Source organism: Caulobacter sp. ErkDOM-C, from assembly GCF_048541825.1.
Lineage (GTDB): Bacteria > Pseudomonadota > Alphaproteobacteria > Caulobacterales > Caulobacteraceae > Caulobacter.
In genome coordinates this window covers 719,676-739,015 of sequence record NZ_CP183332.1, presented here as the reverse complement: position 1 = coordinate 739,015, position 19,340 = coordinate 719,676, and the positions used below count along the sequence as shown (strand labels likewise).

Below are 19,340 nucleotides of genomic sequence, written 5' to 3'. Positions count from 1 at the left end.
GCTTCGGCCAAGATAGCCACATCTCCGGGTTCGATCTGGACCCCGGCTTTCGCCGGGGAGAGCGGAAGAAAGAAGAGCAAACGAGACGCGGCCCACCAAACCTACCCCATCGTCTCGGCCAGGGCCCGCGCCTCGTCCTCGAACGCGCTGACGGTGTCGACCCGGTGCCAGGCAATCTCGCCGGTCTGGCGGCTCAGCTGGGTTTCCAGCACCGCGACATCGGCGTCCGACGCATCATTGACCCTGGCGGCGACCCGCGCGCGCAACACCTCCGGCGGCGCTTCCAGCCAGACGCCCTGGAAGGCGACATCGGCGGATGCGGCCAGGGCTTGGGCCCGGGCGCGCTCTTCGGGCTTCATGAACACCGCGTCCAGCACCACCGACCGGCCAGCCTTGAGGGCCAGGGCCGCGTCGTTGAACAGCTGGTCATAGACCCGCACGCTCATCTCCGGCGTATAGGCCTCACGCGGCAGGCGCTGCAGCGAGGGCACGCCCCACAGGCGCTTGCGGATCTCGTCCGTCCGAAGGACCACGGCGCCGGGGGCCGAGCCCAGGCCGGGCGCGCAGACGCGGGCGAAGGTCGACTTGCCCGAGCCCGACAGCCCCCCGGTCGCCACCAGGCTGACCGGCTTGGGCGCCAGATGCTCCAGGGCCGTGGCCAGATAGGCCCGGGCCGCTTCATCGTCGCCGGTATAGGCCCAGACGTGGGTGCGCACGGCGGCGCGCACCGACAGCATCAGCGGCAGGGCGGCCAGCCCGGTCCACAGACCGTCGCCAAAGCTGCGGGCCGCCTCGTCGAGATAGGCGTTCAGCACCCGGCCGGCCGCGTCGCGACGACGACGGAAGTCCAGATCCATCAGCAGGAAGGCCAGATCGTACTGGATGTCGATGTCCGACAGGGTGTCGTTGAACTCGATGCAGTCGAACAGGATCGGCCGGCCGTCCTCGATCAGGATGTTCCCCAGGTGCAAGTCGCCATGGCAGTGGCGGGCGTAGCCCTCGGTCGCGCGGGCGTCCAGCAGCGGACCCAGGCGCTCCAGGGCCAGATCGGTCTCGGCGATCAGGCGCTCGACGGCCAGCGCGCCCAGACGCGGGGCCAGGCCCCTCAGCAGATTGGCGTTGGAGCGGATCGTATAGCCCAGAGCATTCACGCCGCCGCCCTGCGGCCGCAGGGTCGCGCCGTCGTGGAAGCGCGCCACGGTGCGGCCCAGGGCGTCTTCCAGAGCATCGTCAATGGCCCAGGGCTGGGTGGCCAGAACGCCCTGTTCGTCGAAGCGCCGCATCTCCAGCGCATATTCGACGACCTCGCCCTCGCCATCGACCTCAAGACCGCCGCCGGCGTCACGGGTCAGTCGCCTAACGGTGCGATAGATGTCGGGCGCGGCGGCGCGGTTGAACGCCAGCTCGCGCTCCAGCGCCCAGCGCCGCAGCTCCAGGGTGGAATAGTCGAGGAAGCCGAAATCAACGGGACGCTTCACCTTGAAGGCGGCGTCACCGATCAAAAACACCCGGGCGCAGGAGGTTTCGATCGTGTTCTCGGCCCGCTGGGCGAACCAGGCCGCAACTTCCTGTTCGCGCGCGCTCTCAGCGTCCTTGTTCACGCCCAAAATCCTGTCGCTTCGCGCTCGCAGACCGGCGCCGGGGTCCCATAACCGAATCTCGAGCCCAAGTCTTCGCCCATGGCTTGCGTAAATTCCCAATACCCGATTAACTTGTAAGTCAGTAACGGTTAGAGTTTTTTAAAATGCTGATGGGCGCCGGCCTCAAGAGGGCTGAACACAAGAGACATGAAATCGTCGCGGCCGCGCGGGCCCAGTTCCTCCTCGAAGGCTATCGCGACGCCGGCATGGAAGTGGTGGCCCGCGCCGCCTGCGTCTCGACAGCGACCCTCTATGCCTATTTCCCCGGCAAGGCCGATCTGTTCAAGGTGGTGGTGCTGGAAACCGCGCGCGACATCACCGCGCCAGTTCGTGAAAGCGTCAGCACCCGGGGCGACGCCCGCACCCGCCTGCTGGCCTTCGCCAACGCCTACGCGCTCTTCCTGACCCGTCCGGTGACCCGGGCGATGTTTCGTCTGGTGACGGCCGAGCGCCGGCGCTTCGACGAGGTGGCCGACTATTTCCTGCACGGCGCCCGCGACGAGCTGGGCGGCGCGGCCATCGCGGTGATCGACGATCTGGTCAAGACCGGCGAGATCGTCGCCGAAAAGCCCTCGTGGGCGGCTGGCCAGCTGATGGGCATGATCGATCACGTCACCCTGGTGCTGGGCCTCACGGCCGGCGACGAAGCCCTGCCAGGTCGGCCCTTGACCGACATATGCGACGACGCAGTCGAGACCTTCTTGGCCCGCTACGGGGCGCAGGCGGCAAAGTGACTCAGGGAAATAGCCGCCTGGTCGTCCAGCCCTCGCCGACCCGGCCATAGACCAGCCGCTCGTGCAGGCGGAACGGCCGGTCGCGCCAGAACTCGATGACCTGCGGAACCACGCGATAGCCAGACCAGTGCGGCGGGCGCGGCACCTTGCCGAGGCCAAATTTCAGGCCCATCTCGGCAACGCGCTTCTCCAAGGCCAGGCGATCGGGCAGAGGCTGCGACTGGTCGCTGGCCCAGGCGCCCAGCTGGCTGTGGCGGGCGCGGCTGGCGAAATAGGCGTCGGCCTCGGCCGCGCTGACCGGCTCGACCACGCCGCGGATCCGCACCTGACGGCGCAGGGATTTCCAGTGAAACAGCAGCGCCGCCTTGGGCTGACCGGTCAGCTCCACGCCCTTGGCGCTCTGGGTGTTGGTGTAGAAGACAAAGCCCCGGGCGTCGAAATCCTTCAGCAGCACCATCCGCGAATCCGGCATGCCGTCGGCGTCGACGGTCGAGACCGCCACGGCGTTGGGATCGTTGGGTTCCTTCTTGCCGGCCTCGGCCAGCCATTCAGCGAACAGCGCCAGCGGGTCGTTTTCCGGCAGCAGCGGCAGGGGCGCGGCCTGCGTCACCTGGCGGACATACTCATCTTCGCTGGGCGAGGCGGGGATCAGGGTCTCTTCGGTCATGAGGGGCATATAGACACGCCGGCGCATCTCCACCACCGCAACTGAAAGTCTTAACTTAACCCGGCGTTGACCAAGTCCCGGCAGGGTCGGTCCGATGTCTCTGCGGCCTGCCTCTTCCCTGACCCTTTCCGCCGCTCGCGCCCTGCTGGGCGTCGCGCCCGGCGCGGGCGAGCGCGAGTTGCGCGCCGCCTATCGCGAAGCCGCCAAACGCGCCCATCCCGACCGTCCGGGCGGCGACGCGGCCCTGTTCCGCGACGTGTTGACCGCCTATCGCCTGCTGCAGGACCAGCCACCGCCCCGCGCGATCCATTTCCCGCCAGCCTGCACGACGCCCACCGACAAGGTGGTCCAGCAGGCGATCCTGGAGATCGATGTCGCCACCGCCGTCAGCGGCGGGTCGATGGATCTGGCTATCGATGGCCGCCAGTTGCGCCTGAAACTGCCCGCCGGCCTGCGCGTGGACGACAAGGTACGGGTCGACGGCGTCACCTTCGTGGTTCGCCACCACGGCGCCCGCGACGCCCTGATCCGCGGCGATGACCTGTGGCTGACCGGCAAGATCGACAAGCGTGTCCTGGCCGAGGGCGGCCGGGTCGAGGTCGATACCGCGCTGGGTCCCCGTCTGGCCTGGATCTCGACCAAGGCCGCCTCGCGCGGTCTGGTCCGCCTGCCGGGCCAGGGTCTGCCGCCGCGTGGACCGCACGCGGCCGGCGACCTTTTCCTGCGCCTGGAAGCCGTGACGTCCAGCGCCGAAAGCGCCGCCCGCTCACTGCTCAAGCGCTTCGCGGCGGCCTGGGCGGCCTGACTCCTTCCAAGAGACACATCGCGCACGACACAATTTACACTCCGCCCTTGTATTTATATCGCGTACGATTTAATCGCTCACTTTATAACTCGCAAGGAGCGACCCCATGAGCACTCTCTATGAAGCCCGCGCCACTGTCGTCGGCGGCCGCGAAGGCCATGTCCGTAGCGACGATGGTTTGCTGGATCTGCAGCTGTCCATGCCCAAGGCCCTGGGCGGCAAGGAAACCGGCTCCAATCCCGAGCAGCTGTTCGCGGCCGGCTACGCCGCCTGTTTCCAGAGCGCCATGGGCCACGTGGCCCGCCAGCAGAAGATCGCCCTGACCGGCTCGCAGGTCACCGGCGTGGTCGGCCTGCTGCCCATCGAGGTCGGCTTCAAGCTCGAGGTGACGCTGGAAGTCGAAACCCAGGGCCTGACGCAGGCCGACGCCGAAGCTCTGGTTGCGACGGCGCACAAGGTCTGCCCCTATTCGAACGCCACGCGCGGCAATATCGACGTCGCCATCACCGTAAAGGCCGCATGAGCCCGACGAAGCCCAAGTCCGCATCCGCTCCGGTCGAGGCCCTGCGCCTCGACCGTCAGCTGTGCTTTGCCCTGTATGGCGCGGCCAACCGCGTCACGCGGCTGTATCGCCCGCTGCTCGATGCTCTGGGCCTGACCTATCCGCAGTACCTGGCCATGCTGGTGCTGTGGGAGCAGAGCCCGCGTACCGTCGGCGCCCTGGGCGACGCGCTGGATCTCGACTCCAGCACCCTGACCCCGCTGCTGAAACGCCTTGAGGCCGGCGGCCTGATCGCCCGAGCCCGCGATCCCAAGGACGAACGCCGCGTGATCGTCACCCTCACCGATACAGGCCTGGCCCTGCGCGACCAGGCCGCAACGATTCCGGAGAAGATCCTCTGCCAGCTGGACCTGCCGCTGGAAGAGCTCGGCGCCCTGCGCGACCGGCTCAAGACCGTGGCGGTTTAGGCCCCGGCCCACAGGGCTCGGCGAGCAGCAGGCGCTCGACCAGGATCCGGACGTCGGCCGTCGCCAAGGTGGTCGCGCCGGACAGATCGATCTCGACGCCGGCGCCGGGCTGGGCCACGCCCCACACCCGGATCGGCTGGCTGCGTTGCTGGACCGCGTGGTCGCTGAACACCGGCGCGAGCAACGGCGCGGCCGAGGCGGCGGTGGCCAGGCCGGCGAACGCGGCGGTCAGGAGGAAACGCTTCTAGTCCTGCATCCTATTCCTTGTCATCCCGGCCTCAGCGCCGGGACCCAGGGGCCGATGCAACGCGGTTGCCCCTGGGTCCCGGATAGCCTGTGCGAGGCTTCCGGGATGACAAACTGTTGTAGCTGCTACTGCAGCTTCGCCGGACACACAGCCCCAGCCGGATCGGTAGTCAGCTTCACGCCCTGCAGCGTGACCGTCAGCGCGCCCGCCGTCGACAGCGCAAACGGCTCTGCCACCTTGGTCAGGTCCGCGCCCGCCGCCGCGAAGCACTTGAGCGGAACCTTCAGGCTACGCCACTCGCCCAAGGGGGCAGCGGCCAGTACCGGCGACACATCAAGTTTGCCCCCGCCGATCGACAGGCTGACCGGGGCGGAGGGCGCCGCGTCGACGCGGTAGTCGATCAGCAGGCCCATCTCGGCATTGGTCTGGAAGGTCAGGTCGATCGTTCCGTCGCCAGCGATCGCCGCCGAAGCCGGCGCGCTTCCCGAGAAGACGATCTGGCGACCGGCCTCCTGCACGCCGCCGGCGTCGACCGGCCGGATCTGCACCACCGTGGACGGCGAAAGCTTGAAGCCAAACGGCGCGGGCGTCTTGCCGGCCACGAAGTAGTTGGAGACGTTCAGCGAAGCCGCCGTGACGCCCGAGACTTCCGACAGTTTCGGCAGGCGGGCCTTGTCGCCATAGGTCAGGCCAAAGCCATAGGCGAACAGCGGATCGTAGGTCTTGTCGCCGCGATTGAGCAAGGTCTGGGCCGCGCTTTTGGGCCAGCTGAACGACAGCTTGCCGTGGAAGTCGGTGCGCGGCTTGCCCGCCTTGTCGCCGATGATCACATCGGCGATCCCGCCGCCTTCCGAGCCCGGCAGCCAGGCGCTGACAAAGGCGTCCGAGGCGTTCAGCTCCGGGTTCACCCACAGGGGGCGGCCGGTCAGGAACACCGCCACCACCGGCACCCCGGCGGCCTTCAGACGCTTGAGCAGGGCCAGGTCGGTCTTGTCACCGGCCTGATATTCCAGCGTCTTCAGGTCGCCCACCCCCTCGGCATAGGGCGTCTCGCCGAACACCACCACGGCCACATCGGGCTTGGCGTCGAACTTGCCGTCAACATCCAGCGTCGCCTTGCCGCCGCCGGCCTCGACCGCATCCTTCAGGCCAGACCAGATCGACTGGGCGTTGGGGAAGTCGCTGTTCTTGTTGTCTGTGCCCTGCCACGACAGGGTCCAGCCGCCCGACTGACGGCCGATGTCGTCGGCGCCCGAGCCGGCGACCAGCACATTGGCGCTCGACTTGATCGGCAGCACGCCGTTGTTCTTCAGCAGAACCAGCGACTTGCGCACCGCCTCGCGGGCCAGGGCGCGATGCTCGGCCTTGCCCAGCACGCCGTCGCGGTCTTCCCACGGCCGGGCGGTCTTGAAGAGGCCCAGCCTGGTCTTGACCCGCAGGATGCGGCGCACGGCGTCGTCGACGCGGGCCTGCGGGATCTGGCCGGACTTCACCTGAGCCAGGGTGTTGTCGAACAGGGCCTTCCAGCTATCGGGGGCCATGTACATGTCCAGGCCCGCATTGGCGGCCTGGGGGCAGTTGGTCGGGGTGCAGCCGGCCACTTGGCCATGGCCGTTCCAGTCGCCGATCACGAAGCCGTCGAAGCCCATCTGGCCCTTCAGCACATCGGTCAGCAGGGTCTTGTTGCCGTGCATCTTGATCCCGTTCCAGCTGTTGAACGAGGCCATCACGGTCATGGCGCCGGCATTGATGGCCGGCACATAGCCCTGGGCGTGGACGGCGATCAGCTCGCTTTCCGGGATCTTCGCGTCGCCTTGATCGATACCCTTCTCGGTGCCGCCGTCGGCCAGGAAGTGCTTGGCGCTGGCGGCCACATGGCCCTTCTGCAGCACCTGGCCTTCGCTGACCGCGCCCTGCAGGCCCAGGATCATCTGGTCGGCATACTGCCGGACGATTTCGGGGTCCTCGGAATAGCCCTCATAGGTCCGGCCCCAGCGGTCGTCGCGCGGTACGGTGAGCGTGGGTCCAAAGGCCCAGTCGAAGCCTGACACCGCTGTCTCGCGCGCCGTCGCCACGCCGATCCGGCGGATCATCTCGGCATCCCGGGTCGCGCCCAGGCCGATATTGTGCGGGAACAGGGTGGCACCCACGACATTGCCATTGCCGTGCACGGCGTCGATGCCGAACATCAGCGGGATGTTGGTGCCGCCCTGCCGGGCTTGAGCCGCCTCGCGGAAGGCACGGACCGTGGCGACCCACGGTTCCTTGGCCGAGCGGTCGGGCGCGCCCAGCGGCGGTGAGCTGCCGCCCGCCAGGATCGAGCCCAGGGGATAGGTCTTCAGATCCTCAGGCTTGATGGCCGAGGTGTCGGCCTGGATCATCTGGCCGACCTTTTCCTCCAGCGTCAGCTTCGCCAGCAGGCCATCGACGAAGGCTTCGGTCTGAGCGTCGATCAGGCCATGGCTTTTGGCCGCCGGCCACCGGGCGGGATGGGCCGTCGCCTTGTCGGTCGGGGCGAAGACAGGCTGGGCCACAGCCACGCCCGTCAGGAGGGTGGTCGCCATCAGCGCGACGATAAGGGTCCTGGTGGTCATGCTCCCGCTTCTCTTTTTCTGGCGCCGCGCATCTATCTAGTACCGGTATCGCAAAGCGCTACGCGGTCTCGTGAACGGACTGATTTACGCGACTGCTCGATGAAAGTGATGTCATGGGAAGAATCAATGAGGGCGGCCCAGTACGTCCTGCTGGCCGGCGCAGCCTCTGCGACCGCTGTCGGCGGCGCCAACGCCCAGGCGGAAACCCTCGTCCTTTCCTCGTCTGACAAGTCACTTATGATAACGTTGTCAATCGGGGATGGGCAACCCCGCTTCGCGGCGCCCCATCGCGGCGAGGCCCTGCTGAAACCCTCGCCGCTGGGGCTTGTGACCGATAACGGAGGCGCGCTATCGGCGGGCCTGACCCTCAAGGCGTCCAGGACCGCCAGCGTCGGTCAGACCTATGATCTGGTGGTCGGCAAGACCCGCAAAGTGCGTGAGCGGGACAGCGAAACGGGTTGCGCCTGACAGCATGGAAGGAGCGTCCGGCCAGCGACCCGCGGCGGCTGTCAGGGGTGATCGAGCGGGGTCTGCGGAAGTCGCGAGAGCGAGACCGGCGGACCCAATCATAGAACGGGTGCGGCTATGAGTCCGGGTTCGAAGATCCCGCCTTCGGCTCACGATCCCGGCGTCGCCCAAGAAAAAAGGGGCGGACACGAAGTCCGCCCCCTCTCAGGTCGCGGCCGTTGGCGCGTACGGGACAAGACACGTCCCGCCGCTCCGGCCGTCGTCTTGGTTTAGCGGAACAGGCTCAGGATCGACGAGCTCGAGGAGTTCGCGATCGACAGCGCCTGGATGCCCAGCTGCTGCTTGGTTTGCAGCGACTGCAGGCGAGCGCTTTCCTTGGCCAGATCGGCGTCAACCAGGTTGCCCACGCCGGCGTCGAGGCTGTCTTGCAGCTTGCCGACGAAGGTCAGGTGGGTGTCCAGGCCGGTCGAGCTGGTGCCCAGCGAGGCCAGCTTGTTGGTCGCCGTGCCCAGCGCGTCCGTGACCGTGGTGATCATGGTCTTGGCTGCGGCGGCCGTGGTGAAGGTCGAACCGGTCGACAGACCGATACCGGCCAGGGTCAGGGTCTTGGCGGCGACCGTGAAGCCCGAGCCGTCCGAGTTGGCCAGGAAGGTCAGCTTGGCGGTGGTGCCGTCGGAGATGCTGACGCCATTGAACTTGGCGTTCGTGGCGGCCTTGGTCACCTGATCGCGCAGGGATTCAAAGTCGGCCTTTAGAGCGTTGAAGCTGGAGGTGTTGAGCGAGGTGTCGGAAGCGGCCAGGGCCTTTTCCTTCATCTTGCCCAGCAGGTCGGTGATGGTGTCGCCGGCGGCCAGGGCCACGTCGATGGTCGACTGACCACGCTGCAGCGAATCCTTCACCGAGTTGATCGAGGACGCGGTCGCCGACTGGTTCTTGGCGGTCGCCCAGATGGCCCCGTTGTCCTTGGCGCTCGCCACCTTCTTGCCGGTGGAGATGCGTTGCTGGACCTGTTGGGTCTCCATGTTCGTGGAGTTCAGGTTTTGCAGAGCGATAAGAGCGCCCTGGTTCGTGTTGATGCTGTTCAGCGCCATTACGAAGATTCCTTCTAGGAGGTCTCCGGCGTCGTTTTGACTACCGGCGGGCATTTCGCCCGTCGATTAGTATCCAGCAGCAGTGTTTCTATTTGATTTAAGGCATAGTGTCGCATGCTTAATACACGGCAGATATTCGTTAATCCTAACGAGGCGCTAACCTGCCCTGAACGGCATTAATGAGTCTAACTAGACTCACAGATTCGCCCAGGCGGGCCGGGGAGTCTTGGATCGCCGTTAAAACGGGATTCACCAGAATCGACGTCTCAACGCGGGGCGCGGCAATGCTCAGTTATGAACGCCGCGTGGGTCGGCAAACGTTCGACCGCCTTGGCGATGTGATTTTTCATGCCGGCCAGACGCCGCGCCACATCGGCGGGATCCCGGGCGTCAGCCATCGGCTCATAGCCTTGCGGCGTCACGCCCTGCCCCAGCAGAACCGCCACCCAGCTGGCCTCGGCAAACAGCTCGTCGTCATAGCGCACCACCTTGCCGCGCGAACGGAAAAGGTCGAGCTTGCGATGCAGGCTGTCGGGAACACTCATTGCCCGACAGGCCTCCCACAAGGGCCCTGAGCGGCCGTTGATGTAATAGTGCAGGATGATGAAGTCCCGGATGTGCTCCATCTCCTGAACGGACAGACGGTTATACTCATCGCGCGCCACCGGATCGTCTTCGCCCAGCGGCAACAGCGACAATAGCCGGATGATGGCGGTCTGGATCAGGTGAATGCTGGTCGACTCCAGCGGCTCCAGAAAGCCGCTGGCCAGGCCCAGGGCCACGACATTGCGGTTCCAGAGCTTCCTGCGCCGCCCGGTGGTGAACCTCAGGAACCGCGGATCGGCCTGGGCCGCACCGTCCAGATTGGCCATCAGGGTCGCGGCGGCGGCCTCGTCGCCGATGTGTTGGCTGGAATAGACATAGCCGTTGCCGATCCGGTGCTGCAGCGGAATGCGCCATTGCCAGCCGGCCTCCCGCGCCGTCGAGCGGGTGTAGGGCGTAAACTCGCCGCCGTTCTCGCATGGAACCGCCACCGCCCGGTCACAGGGCAGCCAGTGGGTCCAGTCGTCATAGCCGGTTTTCAGCGCGCCCTCGATCAACAGGCCCCGAAAGCCCGAGCAGTCGATGAACAGGTCGCCCTCTACCGCCTCGCCGTTCTCCAGCCGCACGCCTATGACGTCGCCGCTGGCGCCGTTCTGCTGGACCGAGGCGATCTTGCCCTCGATCCGCGTCACGCCCTGAGCCTCGGCCCGCCCCCGCAGAAAGCGCGCATACAGGCCGGCGTCGAAATGGAAGGCGTAGGAAAAGGTCGAGAACACCGAGCGCGGATCGTCGTCGCCTCGACTGAACCGCCCTTCCCGCGCCGCGACGGCGGCCACGCAATAGTCGTCAAGCGCGCTGGTGTCGCCCCGCGCCCTCTGGCTCAGCCAGTGCTGGTGGAACGACACACCGTCGATGCTGGCGCCATAGGTCCCGAACGGATGCAGATAGCGCCGCCCCTCGCCCGCCCAGCCGTCGAACTGGATGCCCAGCTTGAAGCTGCCCTGGCAGGCCTTGAGGAACTCGTTCTCGTCGATACCCAACAGGTGATTGAACAGGCGGATCGGCGGCACAGTCGCCTCGCCTACCCCCACCATACCGATCTCCTCGGACTCGATCAGGGTGATGGGGCCGTACGCGCCCTTTAGCAGCCGCGACAGGGCGGCGGCCGCCATCCAGCCCGCTGTGCCGCCACCCACGATGACAAGCCGACGCGGCGCGCGCTGATTCATCCGATCACCCCTTGAGAACCCTCCGCATCAGGGCTCACCTCACGCTGCGGAGCAAGAAGACCAATCGGGTATTTTCAGGCGGACAGTTTGCGACAATCCAAATAATACTATAAATGGCCGCAAGGCGTTCGAGAGCCGGATCCAGCCGGCGGTAGGGATGGTTATGAGTGACGGTAACGCGGGCAAGCGCCTGCGCAGCAGCGGATCCTACGGCAAGCTGGATCGCGATGGCTTCATCCATCGCAGCTGGATGAAGAGCCAGGGCCTGCCTGACGACGTGTTCGACGGCCGTCCCGTGATCGGCATTTGCAACACCTGGTCCGAGATCACCCCCTGCAACGCCGGCCTGCGCGACATCGCCGAGCACGTGAAGCGCGGCGTCTGGGAAGCCGGCGGCCTGCCGCTGGAGTTCCCCGCCATCAGCCTGGGCGAGACCCAGATGCGGCCGACGGCCATGCTGTTCCGCAACCTGCTGGCCATGGATGTCGAGGAGTCGATCCGCGGCAACCCCATCGACGGCGTGGTGCTGCTGGGCGGCTGCGACAAGACCACGCCGGGCCAGTTGATGGGCGCGGCCAGCGTCGATCTGCCCACCATCGTCGTCTCGTCGGGTCCGATGCTGAACGGCAAGTTCCGCGGCAAGGACATCGGCTCGGGCACCGACGTGTGGAAGTTCTCCGAGGCCGTCCGGGCCGGCGAGATGAGCCTGCCAGACTTCATGTCGGCCGAGAGCGGCATGAGCCGTTCGCCCGGCACCTGCATGACCATGGGCACCGCCTCGACCATGGCCTCGATCGTCGAAGCCATGGGCATGAGCCTGCCCTACAACGCCACCATCCCCGCCGTGGACGCCCGCCGGCGGGCCATGTCGCACGAGACCGGCCGCGCCATCGTCCGCATGGTTCATGAAGGCCGGACCATGTCGCAGGTCGTGACCCGGGCGTCGTTCGAGAACGCCCTGCGGGTTCATGCCGCTATCGGTGGCTCGACCAACGCCGTGGTGCACCTGCTGGCCCTGGCCGGACGCCTGGGCGTCGAGCTGACCCTGGAAGATTTCGACGTCCTGTCGCGCGACGTGCCGCTGCTGGTCGACCTGCAGCCCTCCGGTCGCTTCCTGATGGAAGACCTGCACTATGCCGGCGGCCTGCCCGCCGTGATGAAGGCGCTGGAGCCCTTCCTCGACCCGACCGCCCTGACGGTCACCGGCGCCCCCATCGGCGACCAGTACCAGACGGCGGAAGTGTGGAACGCCGAGGTGATCCGCCCGCTCGACGCGCCGGTGAAGGCCGACAGCGGCATCTGGGTGCTGCGCGGCAACCTGGCCCCCGGCGGCGCAGTCATGAAGCCCAGCGCGGCCAGCCCGCACCTGCTGAGCCATCGCGGCAAGGCGGTGGTCTTCGAGTCCATCGAGGACTTCCGCGCCCGCATCGATACCCCCGATCTGGAGGTCGACGAAACCTCGATCCTGGTCCTCAAGGGCTGTGGTCCCAAGGGCTATCCGGGCATGCCGGAAGTGGGCAACATGCCACTGCCGACCAAGCTCTTGGAAAAAGGCGTCAAGGACATGGTCCGCATCAGCGACGCCCGTATGAGCGGCACGGCCTTCGGCGCCGTCATCCTGCACGTCTCGCCCGAGGCCAATGCCGGCGGCCCCCTGGCCATCGTCCGCAATGGCGACGAGATCGTGTTCGACGGCCCCAGCCGCAGCCTGAACCTGCAGATCTCGGACGCCGAGATGGAGGCCCGACTGGCCGTCTGGCGCGCCAGCCCGCCGCCGCCGGTGGCGACGCGCGGCTACGCCAAGCTCTATATCGACCACGTTCTTCAGGCCGACAAAGGCTGCGACCTGGACTTCCTGGTCGGCGCCTCCGGCTCAGTCGTCACCCGCGAAAGCCACTGATGGACCCGTCAATCTCGATCTTCGGCGACTGGGGCACCTCGCGGCTTCGGCTCTATCTGCGCCAGGGCAAGAGCGTGCTGGATCGCCGGGATGGCCCTGGGGTCAGCGCCCTGACGACATCACCAGAACAGACCTTTCTCGATCTGGTCGGCGACTGGCGCGAGGCCCGGCCCTCGGGCGCGATCCTATGCGGCATGGTCGGCTCGCGCATCGGCTGGGTCGAGGCGCCCTACGCCCCCTGCCCGGCCACAGCAGCCGACCTTCGCCAGCGGGTTTTGAAGATCGAGGCCGACGGCCTGCCGGTGGCAATCATTCCAGGCCTGTCGTGCGTCAATCCGCTGGGTGGGCCCGACGTGATGCGCGGCGAGGAGACCCAGATTCTGGGCGCCCTGGAACTGGATCCCACCCTGAAGACCGGCCGCCATCTGCTGGTCCTGCCCGGCACCCACAGCAAGTGGACCGTGGTCGAGGACGGCGCGATCACCGGCTTCCTGACCGCCCCGGTCGGCGAGACCTTCGCCCTGCTGCGCCAGCACTCGACCCTGGCGGCCGGCGTCGCCGCCGATGTGCAGGGCTCGGACGCGGGCTTCGCCATGGGCCTGGCCCGCATCGTCGAGCATGGCCCGGCCCTACTGCCACACCTGCTGTTCGAGACCCGCGCCCGCCAGTTGCTGGACAATCTGCCAGCTGCCGACGCCATGGGCTTCCTGTCGGGCCTGTTGATCGGCGCCGACGCGGCAGCCGCCCGGCAGTGGTTCGGCGAGTTGGGGCAGGTGACCCTGGTCGGCGCCCCGACCCTGAATGAGTTCTACGGCCAAGCCATTGCCGCCCAGGGCGGCCACACCGTGGCCGTCGATGGCGACGCCACCGTGCTGGCCGGCCTGTCCGCCCTGTCCTCCTCCAAGAGTAACGAGTCCCATGTCCTCGCCTGAAACGGTCACCGATCCCCCGCCCATCGTGGCGATCCTGCGCGGTGTGAAGCCCGACGAGATCGTGGCCATCGCCGGCGCCCTGGTCGAGGCCGGCATCCGCGCCATCGAGGTGCCGCTGAACTCACCCGACCCGCTGGAGAGCATCCGCCGGCTTTGCCAGGCCTATGGCGATGTCGCCCTGTGCGGCGCGGGTACGGTGCTGACGCCCCAGGCCGTGGATGATGTGGCGGCGGTCGGCGGCAAGCTGATCGTAACGCCCAATACCGATCCTGAGGTCATTGCCCGCGCCGTGGCGCTGGGCCTGACCGTCATGCCCGGCTTCGCCACGCCATCCGAGGCCTTCGCGGCCGTCAAGGCCGGCGCCAGGGCGCTGAAACTCTATCCGGCCAGCAGCTTTGGCCCCAGCCACATCAAGGCGGTCAAGGACGTGCTGCCCAAAGACATCCTGGTCTACGCCGTGGGCGGCGTGGGTGCGGCGAACCTGGAGCCCTGGCTAAAGGCCGGCGTGGCGGGCATCGGCGTGGGCGGTGAACTGTATCGTCCCAGCGATACGCCCGAGGAGGTCGGCCAGAAGGCCGCCGCCTTGATCGCGGCGTGGAACGCGCAGACCTAGTCCGAACTCGGCCTGGCCAAGCCCCCTCAAAAGACGTCAATATCGTAAGCCGAGAGGCGTCGGCCGCACCGGGCGGAGGCCGACAATTCAAGATTGGTCGCACAATTGCGGGAGAGCCGTGTATTCGTTGACGCACTGACTGTTCCGGGCCTGAGCGAACCACGCTAAACAGGACCGATCCAGATCGCGCCAACCGCAGGAAAGAACACTAGACGATGCGCAGCCAGCCCGGCCTCAGTCTGACCTATGGTCTGGTCGAGCAGTTAGGTCAGGCCATCGTCACCGGCGAGTATGTCTCTATCGGCTTCCCCACCGAGGGTGAGCTCTCCAAGCAGTTCGGGGCCAGCCGCACGGTCACCCGCGAGGCGGTCAAGATGCTGACCGCCAAGGGCCTGCTCAGCGCCCGTCCGCGCCACGGTACGGTGGTCGAGCCGGAGGCGGACTGGAACCTGCTGGACCCCGACGTCCTGCGCTGGCTGCTGGAACGCAAGTTCTCCCTGCGCCTGCTGGCTGAATTCACCGAGATGCGCCTGGGCATCGAGCCCGCCGCCGCCGCCCTGGCCGCCCGCAACGCCGACGAGGCGGGGCTGGAAGAGATCCGCAAGGGCCTGCGCCGGATGAAGGCCGCCGCCGAGGGCGAGGACGACGCCCTCTCGGCCGACATCGCCTTTCACATCTCGATCCTCAACGCGACCAAGAACCCGTTCTATCGCGAGCTGCACGAGCTGGTGAACACCGCCCTGCGCATCTCGATCCGGTTCACCAACCGCATCAAGGGCCGCACCGCCAGCATCCCGTCGCACGAGGATGTGGCCGAGGCGATCATCGCCCGCGACGCTGACCGGGCCTCAACCGCCATGCGGCTGATTATCGTCGACGTGCTGGAACTGATCCGCGCCGCCTCGCCCTCCACCGAGTCGGAAGCCGCGCGCCGCCAAGCGTGAGCCGTTTCAGCTGTCTCGATAAGGCCTCGTCCGATCTCGAAACGGACGATGTCGTCGCCCGATAGCGACGGCGGCTTGCTCCGCGCTGCGGCAACGCCTTAGATCCACGGATGGACAACGGGGCGATCCATCCGGGCGAGGCCGCCATCGGCCTTGATCGGCTCACAGAGCGTGAGCGCGAATGCCTGCGCCTTGTTGATCGCCACATGAGCTCCAAGGAGATCGCCCGCGAACTGGGCCTCTCCAAACACACCGTGGACTGGCATCTGGACAAGGCCCGCAAGCGGCTGGGCGCGCCCGACCGCTACGCGGCCGCGCGCCTGGCCAGCGACCGGATCTCACCGCCCACCGCCGATACCCCCCCCTCCGACCGGATCGGGGTCCTATCCGTCGCGGCTAGGCGACGCCCTCTCCTCGCGGTCAGCTGACCGTATTGAGGAAGGAGCGTTCAGTGACCGAGTTGAACCCACACCAGAAGGATGCGATCGGCCGGGTGGCCCATCTGCACGAGGACATACGGCGCTTCCAGCAGAGCTGGCCCGCGCTGAACACGCCTCCCGACCAGACCCCGCCGTTCACCTGGGGGCAGCTGGAGCGGCAGCTTTCCAGCCTGTCGGCGACCCCGGACAGCGCGGCCATGGTCCGCGACCTGGTGACGGCGACCCGCAAGCAGGCGCCGTTCAAGCCGGCGGAAATGGTGCTGCGCGAGATCCTGTGCATCGCCAGCGCGGTGATGGACGAGACCTTCCCGTCCTCGGAGCCCGAGGCTTCCCATCCCTATACGGAGGAGGCCCCAATGCGCTGACGGCCCTCCACCGACTGGGGTTCATCGCCGCCGTGATGATCGTGACCGCCCTGGCGTTCAGATCGATCCTTGCAGGCCTGAGCGCCCTCCAAGACCTCTTCTGAACATCGCCTCGCTACCCGCGAGACCCGCCAATCCCGACCATTGCAACCCCGCAACGCGCCGACACCGCTCGGCGTGAGGAGACCGCTCATGCTCAAGCAACGCCGCCAGGCCGCCGAAACCGTCGCGCAGGCCCTGTTCGCCGCCGAAAAGGCCATCGACGCCGCGATCGCCCGCACCGCCAATCTCGCGGGCTTGATGCCGACCAGTCGTGAAAGCGCCAATCTCTCGGCCCTGATCGGCCAGGACGCCCTGATGGGCGCCATCGACACCATGCAAGCCCTGGGTCTGGCCCGGCAAAGCATCGTCGACACCCACAAGCGCCTGTCGATCGCCCAGCGCGACATCGGCCTTTCGGCGGTCTCGTTCGGCAGCGGCGGCGAAAAGCCCCCGACGCCTGAAGGTCGGCTGGCCGATGGCCGGCTGGAAGTCGTCAGGCCTGTTCGCGCCGCCTAGAGCCCTTTCCGACCTGATGGCTTCATCAGGGGGCGGGCGAAAAGGGCCCCAAATCAGAAGTTTAGAGCGTTTTTCGATCCGATAACCGTTTCACACCTAGCGGAAACGCTCCAGGGTCGAGGCCCGGTCGCGCATAACGACCGGGCTGGCCTTCCGCGTTCCGGCGCCGCAGGTTCCGCCGATGGAATTCCACGCGCTCTATCAGTGGGCCAGCCTTATGGCCCTCGTCGTGTCCTGCGGCGTCGCCGCCTGGCGCGGCGGCTGGCCCGAGCGGTCGGCCGCCGCCGCCATGAGCCTGGCCTGGCTGGCCAGCGCTTTTGCCCAGCGAAGCCTGCAGCTGTGGGGTCCCCAGACCGGGATCATGATCATTGACGGCCTCTTGCTGTCGGCCTTGCTGGTTGTCGCCCTGAGATCAGACCGCTGGTGGCCGATGTGGGCCAGCGGCTTCCACGGCCTGGGCCTGCTGCTGCATGTCGCCGTGATCGTCGACGCGGACATCTGGGGCCGGGCCTATTATGTGGCGGGCGCCATCTTCAGCTATCTGACGATGCTCGCCCTGTTGCTGGGTGGCCTCTCCCGTCAGAAGCGGACCGTTGAGACGCCATAGCCTGACTGACGCCGCGTCACAGAAGACAGCCCGGCGGTTTTCTGGTCCGCTCCCGCAAGCTTGGATTCCGCAAGCCTCGACCCCACAAGCCTGGACCAAGGCCGACCGCGATGATCACCCTCTACCACTGCCGCGACGCCCGGTCCTTCCGTCCGCTCTGGGCGCTGGAAGAGCTTGGCCTGACCTATGACCTGAGGCTCCTGCCCTTTCCGCCGAGGTTCCTGGCGCGGGAGTTTCTCGACGAGAACCCGCTGGGCACCATCCCGCTGCTGATCGACGGCGACACCCGGATGACCGAGTCCGCAGCGATGATCGAATATCTGTCGATGCGCCATGGTGAGGGACACCTCTCGGTGGGGCCCCAAGAGCCCGGCTATGGCGCCTATCTGAACGGCCTGCATTTCGGCGAGGCCACCCTGACCTTTCCCCAGACCCTGGTGCTGCGCTATTCGCGCCTTGAACCCGAGGAACGCCGCAACCCCCAGGTCGCCACCGACTATGCCCGCTGGTTCCTGTCGCGACTGAAGGGGCTGGACCTGATCCTGAAGGACCACGCCTTCGCCGCCGGCGACCGCTTCACGGGCGCGGATATCTCGATCGCCTACGCCCTGTTGCTGGCCACATCCCTGGGTCTTTCGGACGATTTCCCGCCCGCCGTCGCCGCCTATTGGGCACGGATGAGCGCCCGTGGAGGGTTCAACCGCGCTCAGGCGGCCCAATCGGGCGCCGCGCCAACGCTCTAAGCCGCGCCTCCATATCGTCTTACGATCATTTAACTCAGCGACCCACGCTTTGTCGGCTAGAAGGCCCCGAAGGCTTTCTGGGACATCGGGGACGATCGTGGTTTACGGGATCAAGGGGCGCGTCATGCGTTCGAGCGCGCTGGTTGTGGTCCTGAGCCTGGGCGCCCTGGCGCTTGCCGGCTGCGGCGACGACAAGAAGCCCAAGAAGGCCGCGCCCCCGGCTGGAGCGACCGCGACCCAGACGGTCAGCATCGCCACCGTCGTCTCGCAATCGGTGCCTCGCCTGATCAACGCCACGGGCACGATCTCGCCCTGGGAAGAGGTCGTCGTCGGCGCCGAGACGGGCGGCCTGACGGCCATCTCGGTCAATGCCGAGGAAGGCGACACCGTCCAGGCCGGCCAGGTCCTGGTCAGGCTCAACGACACCCTGCTCTCGGCGCAGATGCGCCAGCACGACGCCGGCGTCGCCAGCGCAAGGGCCGTCCTGGCCGAGGCCGAAGCCGCCCTGAGCCGCTCGCGCGAGCTACAGGCCAAGGGCTATCTGTCGCAAGCCTCGCTGGACACCAGCCTGGCCAGGCAGCAGACCGCCAACGCCCAGTTGGCCTCGGCCCAGGCCGCACGCGGCGAGACCGCCGCCCGCCTGGCCCAGACCGCCATCCGCGCCCCCGTGGCGGGCCTGATCAGCCGTCGCAACGTCACCAAGGGGCAGATCGTCAGCACGGGCGCTGAAGTCTTCCGCATCGTGCGTGACAGCCGCCTGGAACTGGACGCCGAGATCCCCGAAACCGATCTGGCCCTGGTGAAGGCGGGCATGGCCGCCACCATCGTCTCCGACAAGGTGGGCCAGACCACGGGCCGGGTGCGCATCGTCACGTCCGAGGTGAATGGCCAGACTCGCCTGGGCGTCGCTCGGGTTGCGCTGTCCAGCATGGGCGGCTTCCGCACAGGCATGTTCGCCCGCGCCACCATCCAGGCCGGAGACCAGGCTGCCCTGACGGTTCCCAGCGCCTCTGTGCTGTATCGCGAAAACCGTCCCGGCGTGTTCGTGCTCGACGCCAAGAACCATGCCCGCTTCCGGCGCATCGTCATCGTGGCCACCACGGCCGACATGATTGCCGCCACCGGCTTGACCGCCGGCGAACGTGTGGTCGTCGAGGGCGCCGGCTTCCTGGGCGAAGGTGACGCTGTGCGGATCGGCACCGCCGTCCCGACGGCGTCGGCCGCCGCCAAGTCGGCCCGCTAGGAGCCTGA

The 19,340-nt window shown here is 67.2% G+C and carries 21 protein-coding genes; 15 read left to right on the top strand and 6 right to left on the bottom strand.

Annotation, left to right across the window (positions count from 1 at the left end; translation table 11 throughout):
* Positions 1–101 precede the first annotated feature (101 nt).
* Positions 102–1,601: an AAA family ATPase gene (locus tag ACN2C8_RS03540; RefSeq protein WP_419254450.1), complete on the bottom strand. Its 1,500-nt coding sequence runs from the start codon at positions 1,599–1,601 to the stop codon at positions 102–104.
* 143 nt (positions 1,602–1,744) lie between these two features.
* Between ACN2C8_RS03540 and ACN2C8_RS03535 the strand changes: the two genes are divergently transcribed.
* Positions 1,745–2,374 (top strand): TetR/AcrR family transcriptional regulator, encoded by a 630-nt coding sequence (locus ACN2C8_RS03535; RefSeq protein ID WP_419254449.1) that lies wholly within the window; start codon positions 1,745–1,747, stop codon positions 2,372–2,374.
* A 1-nt stretch (position 2,375) separates the two neighbouring features.
* Here the strand turns inward: ACN2C8_RS03535 and pdxH are convergent, their stop codons facing one another.
* A complete protein-coding gene (pdxH, locus tag ACN2C8_RS03530) occupies positions 2,376–3,041 on the bottom strand; it encodes a pyridoxamine 5'-phosphate oxidase (protein ID WP_419255800.1) in 666 nt (221 codons plus the stop codon).
* Positions 3,042–3,135: 94 nt separating this feature from the next.
* Between pdxH and ACN2C8_RS03525 the strand changes: the two genes are divergently transcribed.
* The 3 genes from ACN2C8_RS03525 (at position 3,136) to ACN2C8_RS03515 (ending at position 4,815) form a co-directional block, all read left to right on the top strand.
* Positions 3,136–3,846 carry a DnaJ domain-containing protein gene (locus tag ACN2C8_RS03525; RefSeq protein WP_419254448.1) on the top strand — a complete coding sequence of 237 codons (711 nt, stop codon included), beginning with the start codon at positions 3,136–3,138 and terminating at the stop codon, positions 3,844–3,846.
* A gap of 106 nt (positions 3,847–3,952) precedes the next feature.
* Complete coding sequence (locus ACN2C8_RS03520) at positions 3,953–4,369, top strand: organic hydroperoxide resistance protein (protein ID WP_419254447.1); 417 nt, start codon at positions 3,953–3,955, stop codon at positions 4,367–4,369.
* On the top strand, positions 4,366–4,815 hold the full coding sequence (locus ACN2C8_RS03515; RefSeq protein ID WP_419254446.1) for a MarR family winged helix-turn-helix transcriptional regulator: 450 nt from the start codon (positions 4,366–4,368) through the stop codon (positions 4,813–4,815). The genes ACN2C8_RS03520 and ACN2C8_RS03515 overlap by 4 nt, the downstream gene beginning before the upstream one ends.
* On the opposite strand, the gene ACN2C8_RS03510 is transcribed toward ACN2C8_RS03515, so the two are convergent.
* On the bottom strand, positions 4,796–4,987 hold the full coding sequence (locus ACN2C8_RS03510) for a hypothetical protein (RefSeq protein ID WP_419254445.1): 192 nt from the start codon (positions 4,985–4,987) through the stop codon (positions 4,796–4,798). The two genes, ACN2C8_RS03515 and ACN2C8_RS03510, sit on opposite strands and share 20 nt — an antisense overlap.
* A 200-nt stretch (positions 4,988–5,187) precedes the next feature.
* On the bottom strand, positions 5,188–7,656 hold the full coding sequence (locus ACN2C8_RS03505; protein WP_419254444.1) for a glycoside hydrolase family 3 protein: 2,469 nt from the start codon (positions 7,654–7,656) through the stop codon (positions 5,188–5,190).
* A 126-nt stretch (positions 7,657–7,782) separates the two neighbouring features.
* Here ACN2C8_RS03505 and ACN2C8_RS03500 point away from each other — a divergent pair, with 126 nt between their 5' ends.
* Entirely contained in the window at positions 7,783–8,124 is a 342-nt protein-coding gene (locus tag ACN2C8_RS03500) for a glycoside hydrolase family 97 N-terminal domain-containing protein (RefSeq protein ID WP_419254443.1), read from the top strand.
* Between the two features lie 269 nt (positions 8,125–8,393).
* Here the strand turns inward: ACN2C8_RS03500 and ACN2C8_RS03495 are convergent, their stop codons facing one another.
* Together ACN2C8_RS03495 and ACN2C8_RS03490 are read right to left on the bottom strand one after the other, a co-directional pair.
* Positions 8,394–9,215 (bottom strand): flagellin, encoded by an 822-nt coding sequence (locus ACN2C8_RS03495; RefSeq protein WP_419254442.1) that lies wholly within the window; start codon positions 9,213–9,215, stop codon positions 8,394–8,396.
* Positions 9,216–9,481: 266 nt separating this feature from the next.
* Positions 9,482–10,987, bottom strand: a complete 1,506-nt coding sequence (locus ACN2C8_RS03490; RefSeq protein ID WP_419254441.1) for a tryptophan halogenase family protein — start codon at positions 10,985–10,987, stop codon at positions 9,482–9,484.
* Between the two features lie 163 nt (positions 10,988–11,150).
* On the opposite strand from ACN2C8_RS03490, the gene ACN2C8_RS03485 reads away from it, so the two are divergent.
* The 10 genes from ACN2C8_RS03485 to ACN2C8_RS03440 all read left to right on the top strand — a co-directional run bounded on the left by ACN2C8_RS03485 (position 11,151) and on the right by ACN2C8_RS03440 (position 19,332).
* Positions 11,151–12,887 carry an IlvD/Edd family dehydratase gene (locus ACN2C8_RS03485; RefSeq protein WP_419254440.1) on the top strand — a complete coding sequence of 579 codons (1,737 nt, stop codon included), beginning with the start codon at positions 11,151–11,153 and terminating at the stop codon, positions 12,885–12,887.
* The gene (locus tag ACN2C8_RS03480; RefSeq protein ID WP_419254439.1) at positions 12,887–13,819 is read left to right on the top strand and encodes a 2-dehydro-3-deoxygalactonokinase; all 933 of its coding nucleotides are present in this window, start codon (positions 12,887–12,889) and stop codon (positions 13,817–13,819) included. The genes ACN2C8_RS03485 and ACN2C8_RS03480 overlap by 1 nt, the downstream gene beginning before the upstream one ends.
* A complete protein-coding gene (locus ACN2C8_RS03475) occupies positions 13,806–14,432 on the top strand; it encodes a 2-dehydro-3-deoxy-6-phosphogalactonate aldolase (RefSeq protein WP_419254438.1) in 627 nt (208 codons plus the stop codon). The genes ACN2C8_RS03480 and ACN2C8_RS03475 overlap by 14 nt, the downstream gene beginning before the upstream one ends.
* Before the next feature lie 215 nt (positions 14,433–14,647).
* A complete protein-coding gene (locus ACN2C8_RS03470; RefSeq protein WP_419254437.1) occupies positions 14,648–15,376 on the top strand; it encodes a FadR/GntR family transcriptional regulator in 729 nt (242 codons plus the stop codon).
* Positions 15,377–15,486: 110 nt separating this feature from the next.
* Positions 15,487–15,804, top strand: a complete 318-nt coding sequence (locus ACN2C8_RS03465; protein ID WP_419254436.1) for a helix-turn-helix domain-containing protein — start codon at positions 15,487–15,489, stop codon at positions 15,802–15,804.
* A 23-nt stretch (positions 15,805–15,827) separates the two neighbouring features.
* Positions 15,828–16,181 carry a hypothetical protein gene (locus ACN2C8_RS03460; protein WP_419254435.1) on the top strand — a complete coding sequence of 118 codons (354 nt, stop codon included), beginning with the start codon at positions 15,828–15,830 and terminating at the stop codon, positions 16,179–16,181.
* Between the two features lie 192 nt (positions 16,182–16,373).
* The gene (locus ACN2C8_RS03455) at positions 16,374–16,739 is read left to right on the top strand and encodes a hypothetical protein (protein WP_419254434.1); all 366 of its coding nucleotides are present in this window, start codon (positions 16,374–16,376) and stop codon (positions 16,737–16,739) included.
* Between the two features lie 181 nt (positions 16,740–16,920).
* Complete coding sequence (locus ACN2C8_RS03450; protein WP_419254433.1) at positions 16,921–17,346, top strand: hypothetical protein; 426 nt, start codon at positions 16,921–16,923, stop codon at positions 17,344–17,346.
* Positions 17,347–17,456: 110 nt separating this feature from the next.
* A complete protein-coding gene (locus ACN2C8_RS03445) occupies positions 17,457–18,089 on the top strand; it encodes a glutathione S-transferase family protein (protein ID WP_419254432.1) in 633 nt (210 codons plus the stop codon).
* Between the two features lie 124 nt (positions 18,090–18,213).
* Positions 18,214–19,332, top strand: a complete 1,119-nt coding sequence (locus tag ACN2C8_RS03440) for an efflux RND transporter periplasmic adaptor subunit (protein ID WP_419254431.1) — start codon at positions 18,214–18,216, stop codon at positions 19,330–19,332.
* Positions 19,333–19,340: the final 8 nt, after the last annotated feature.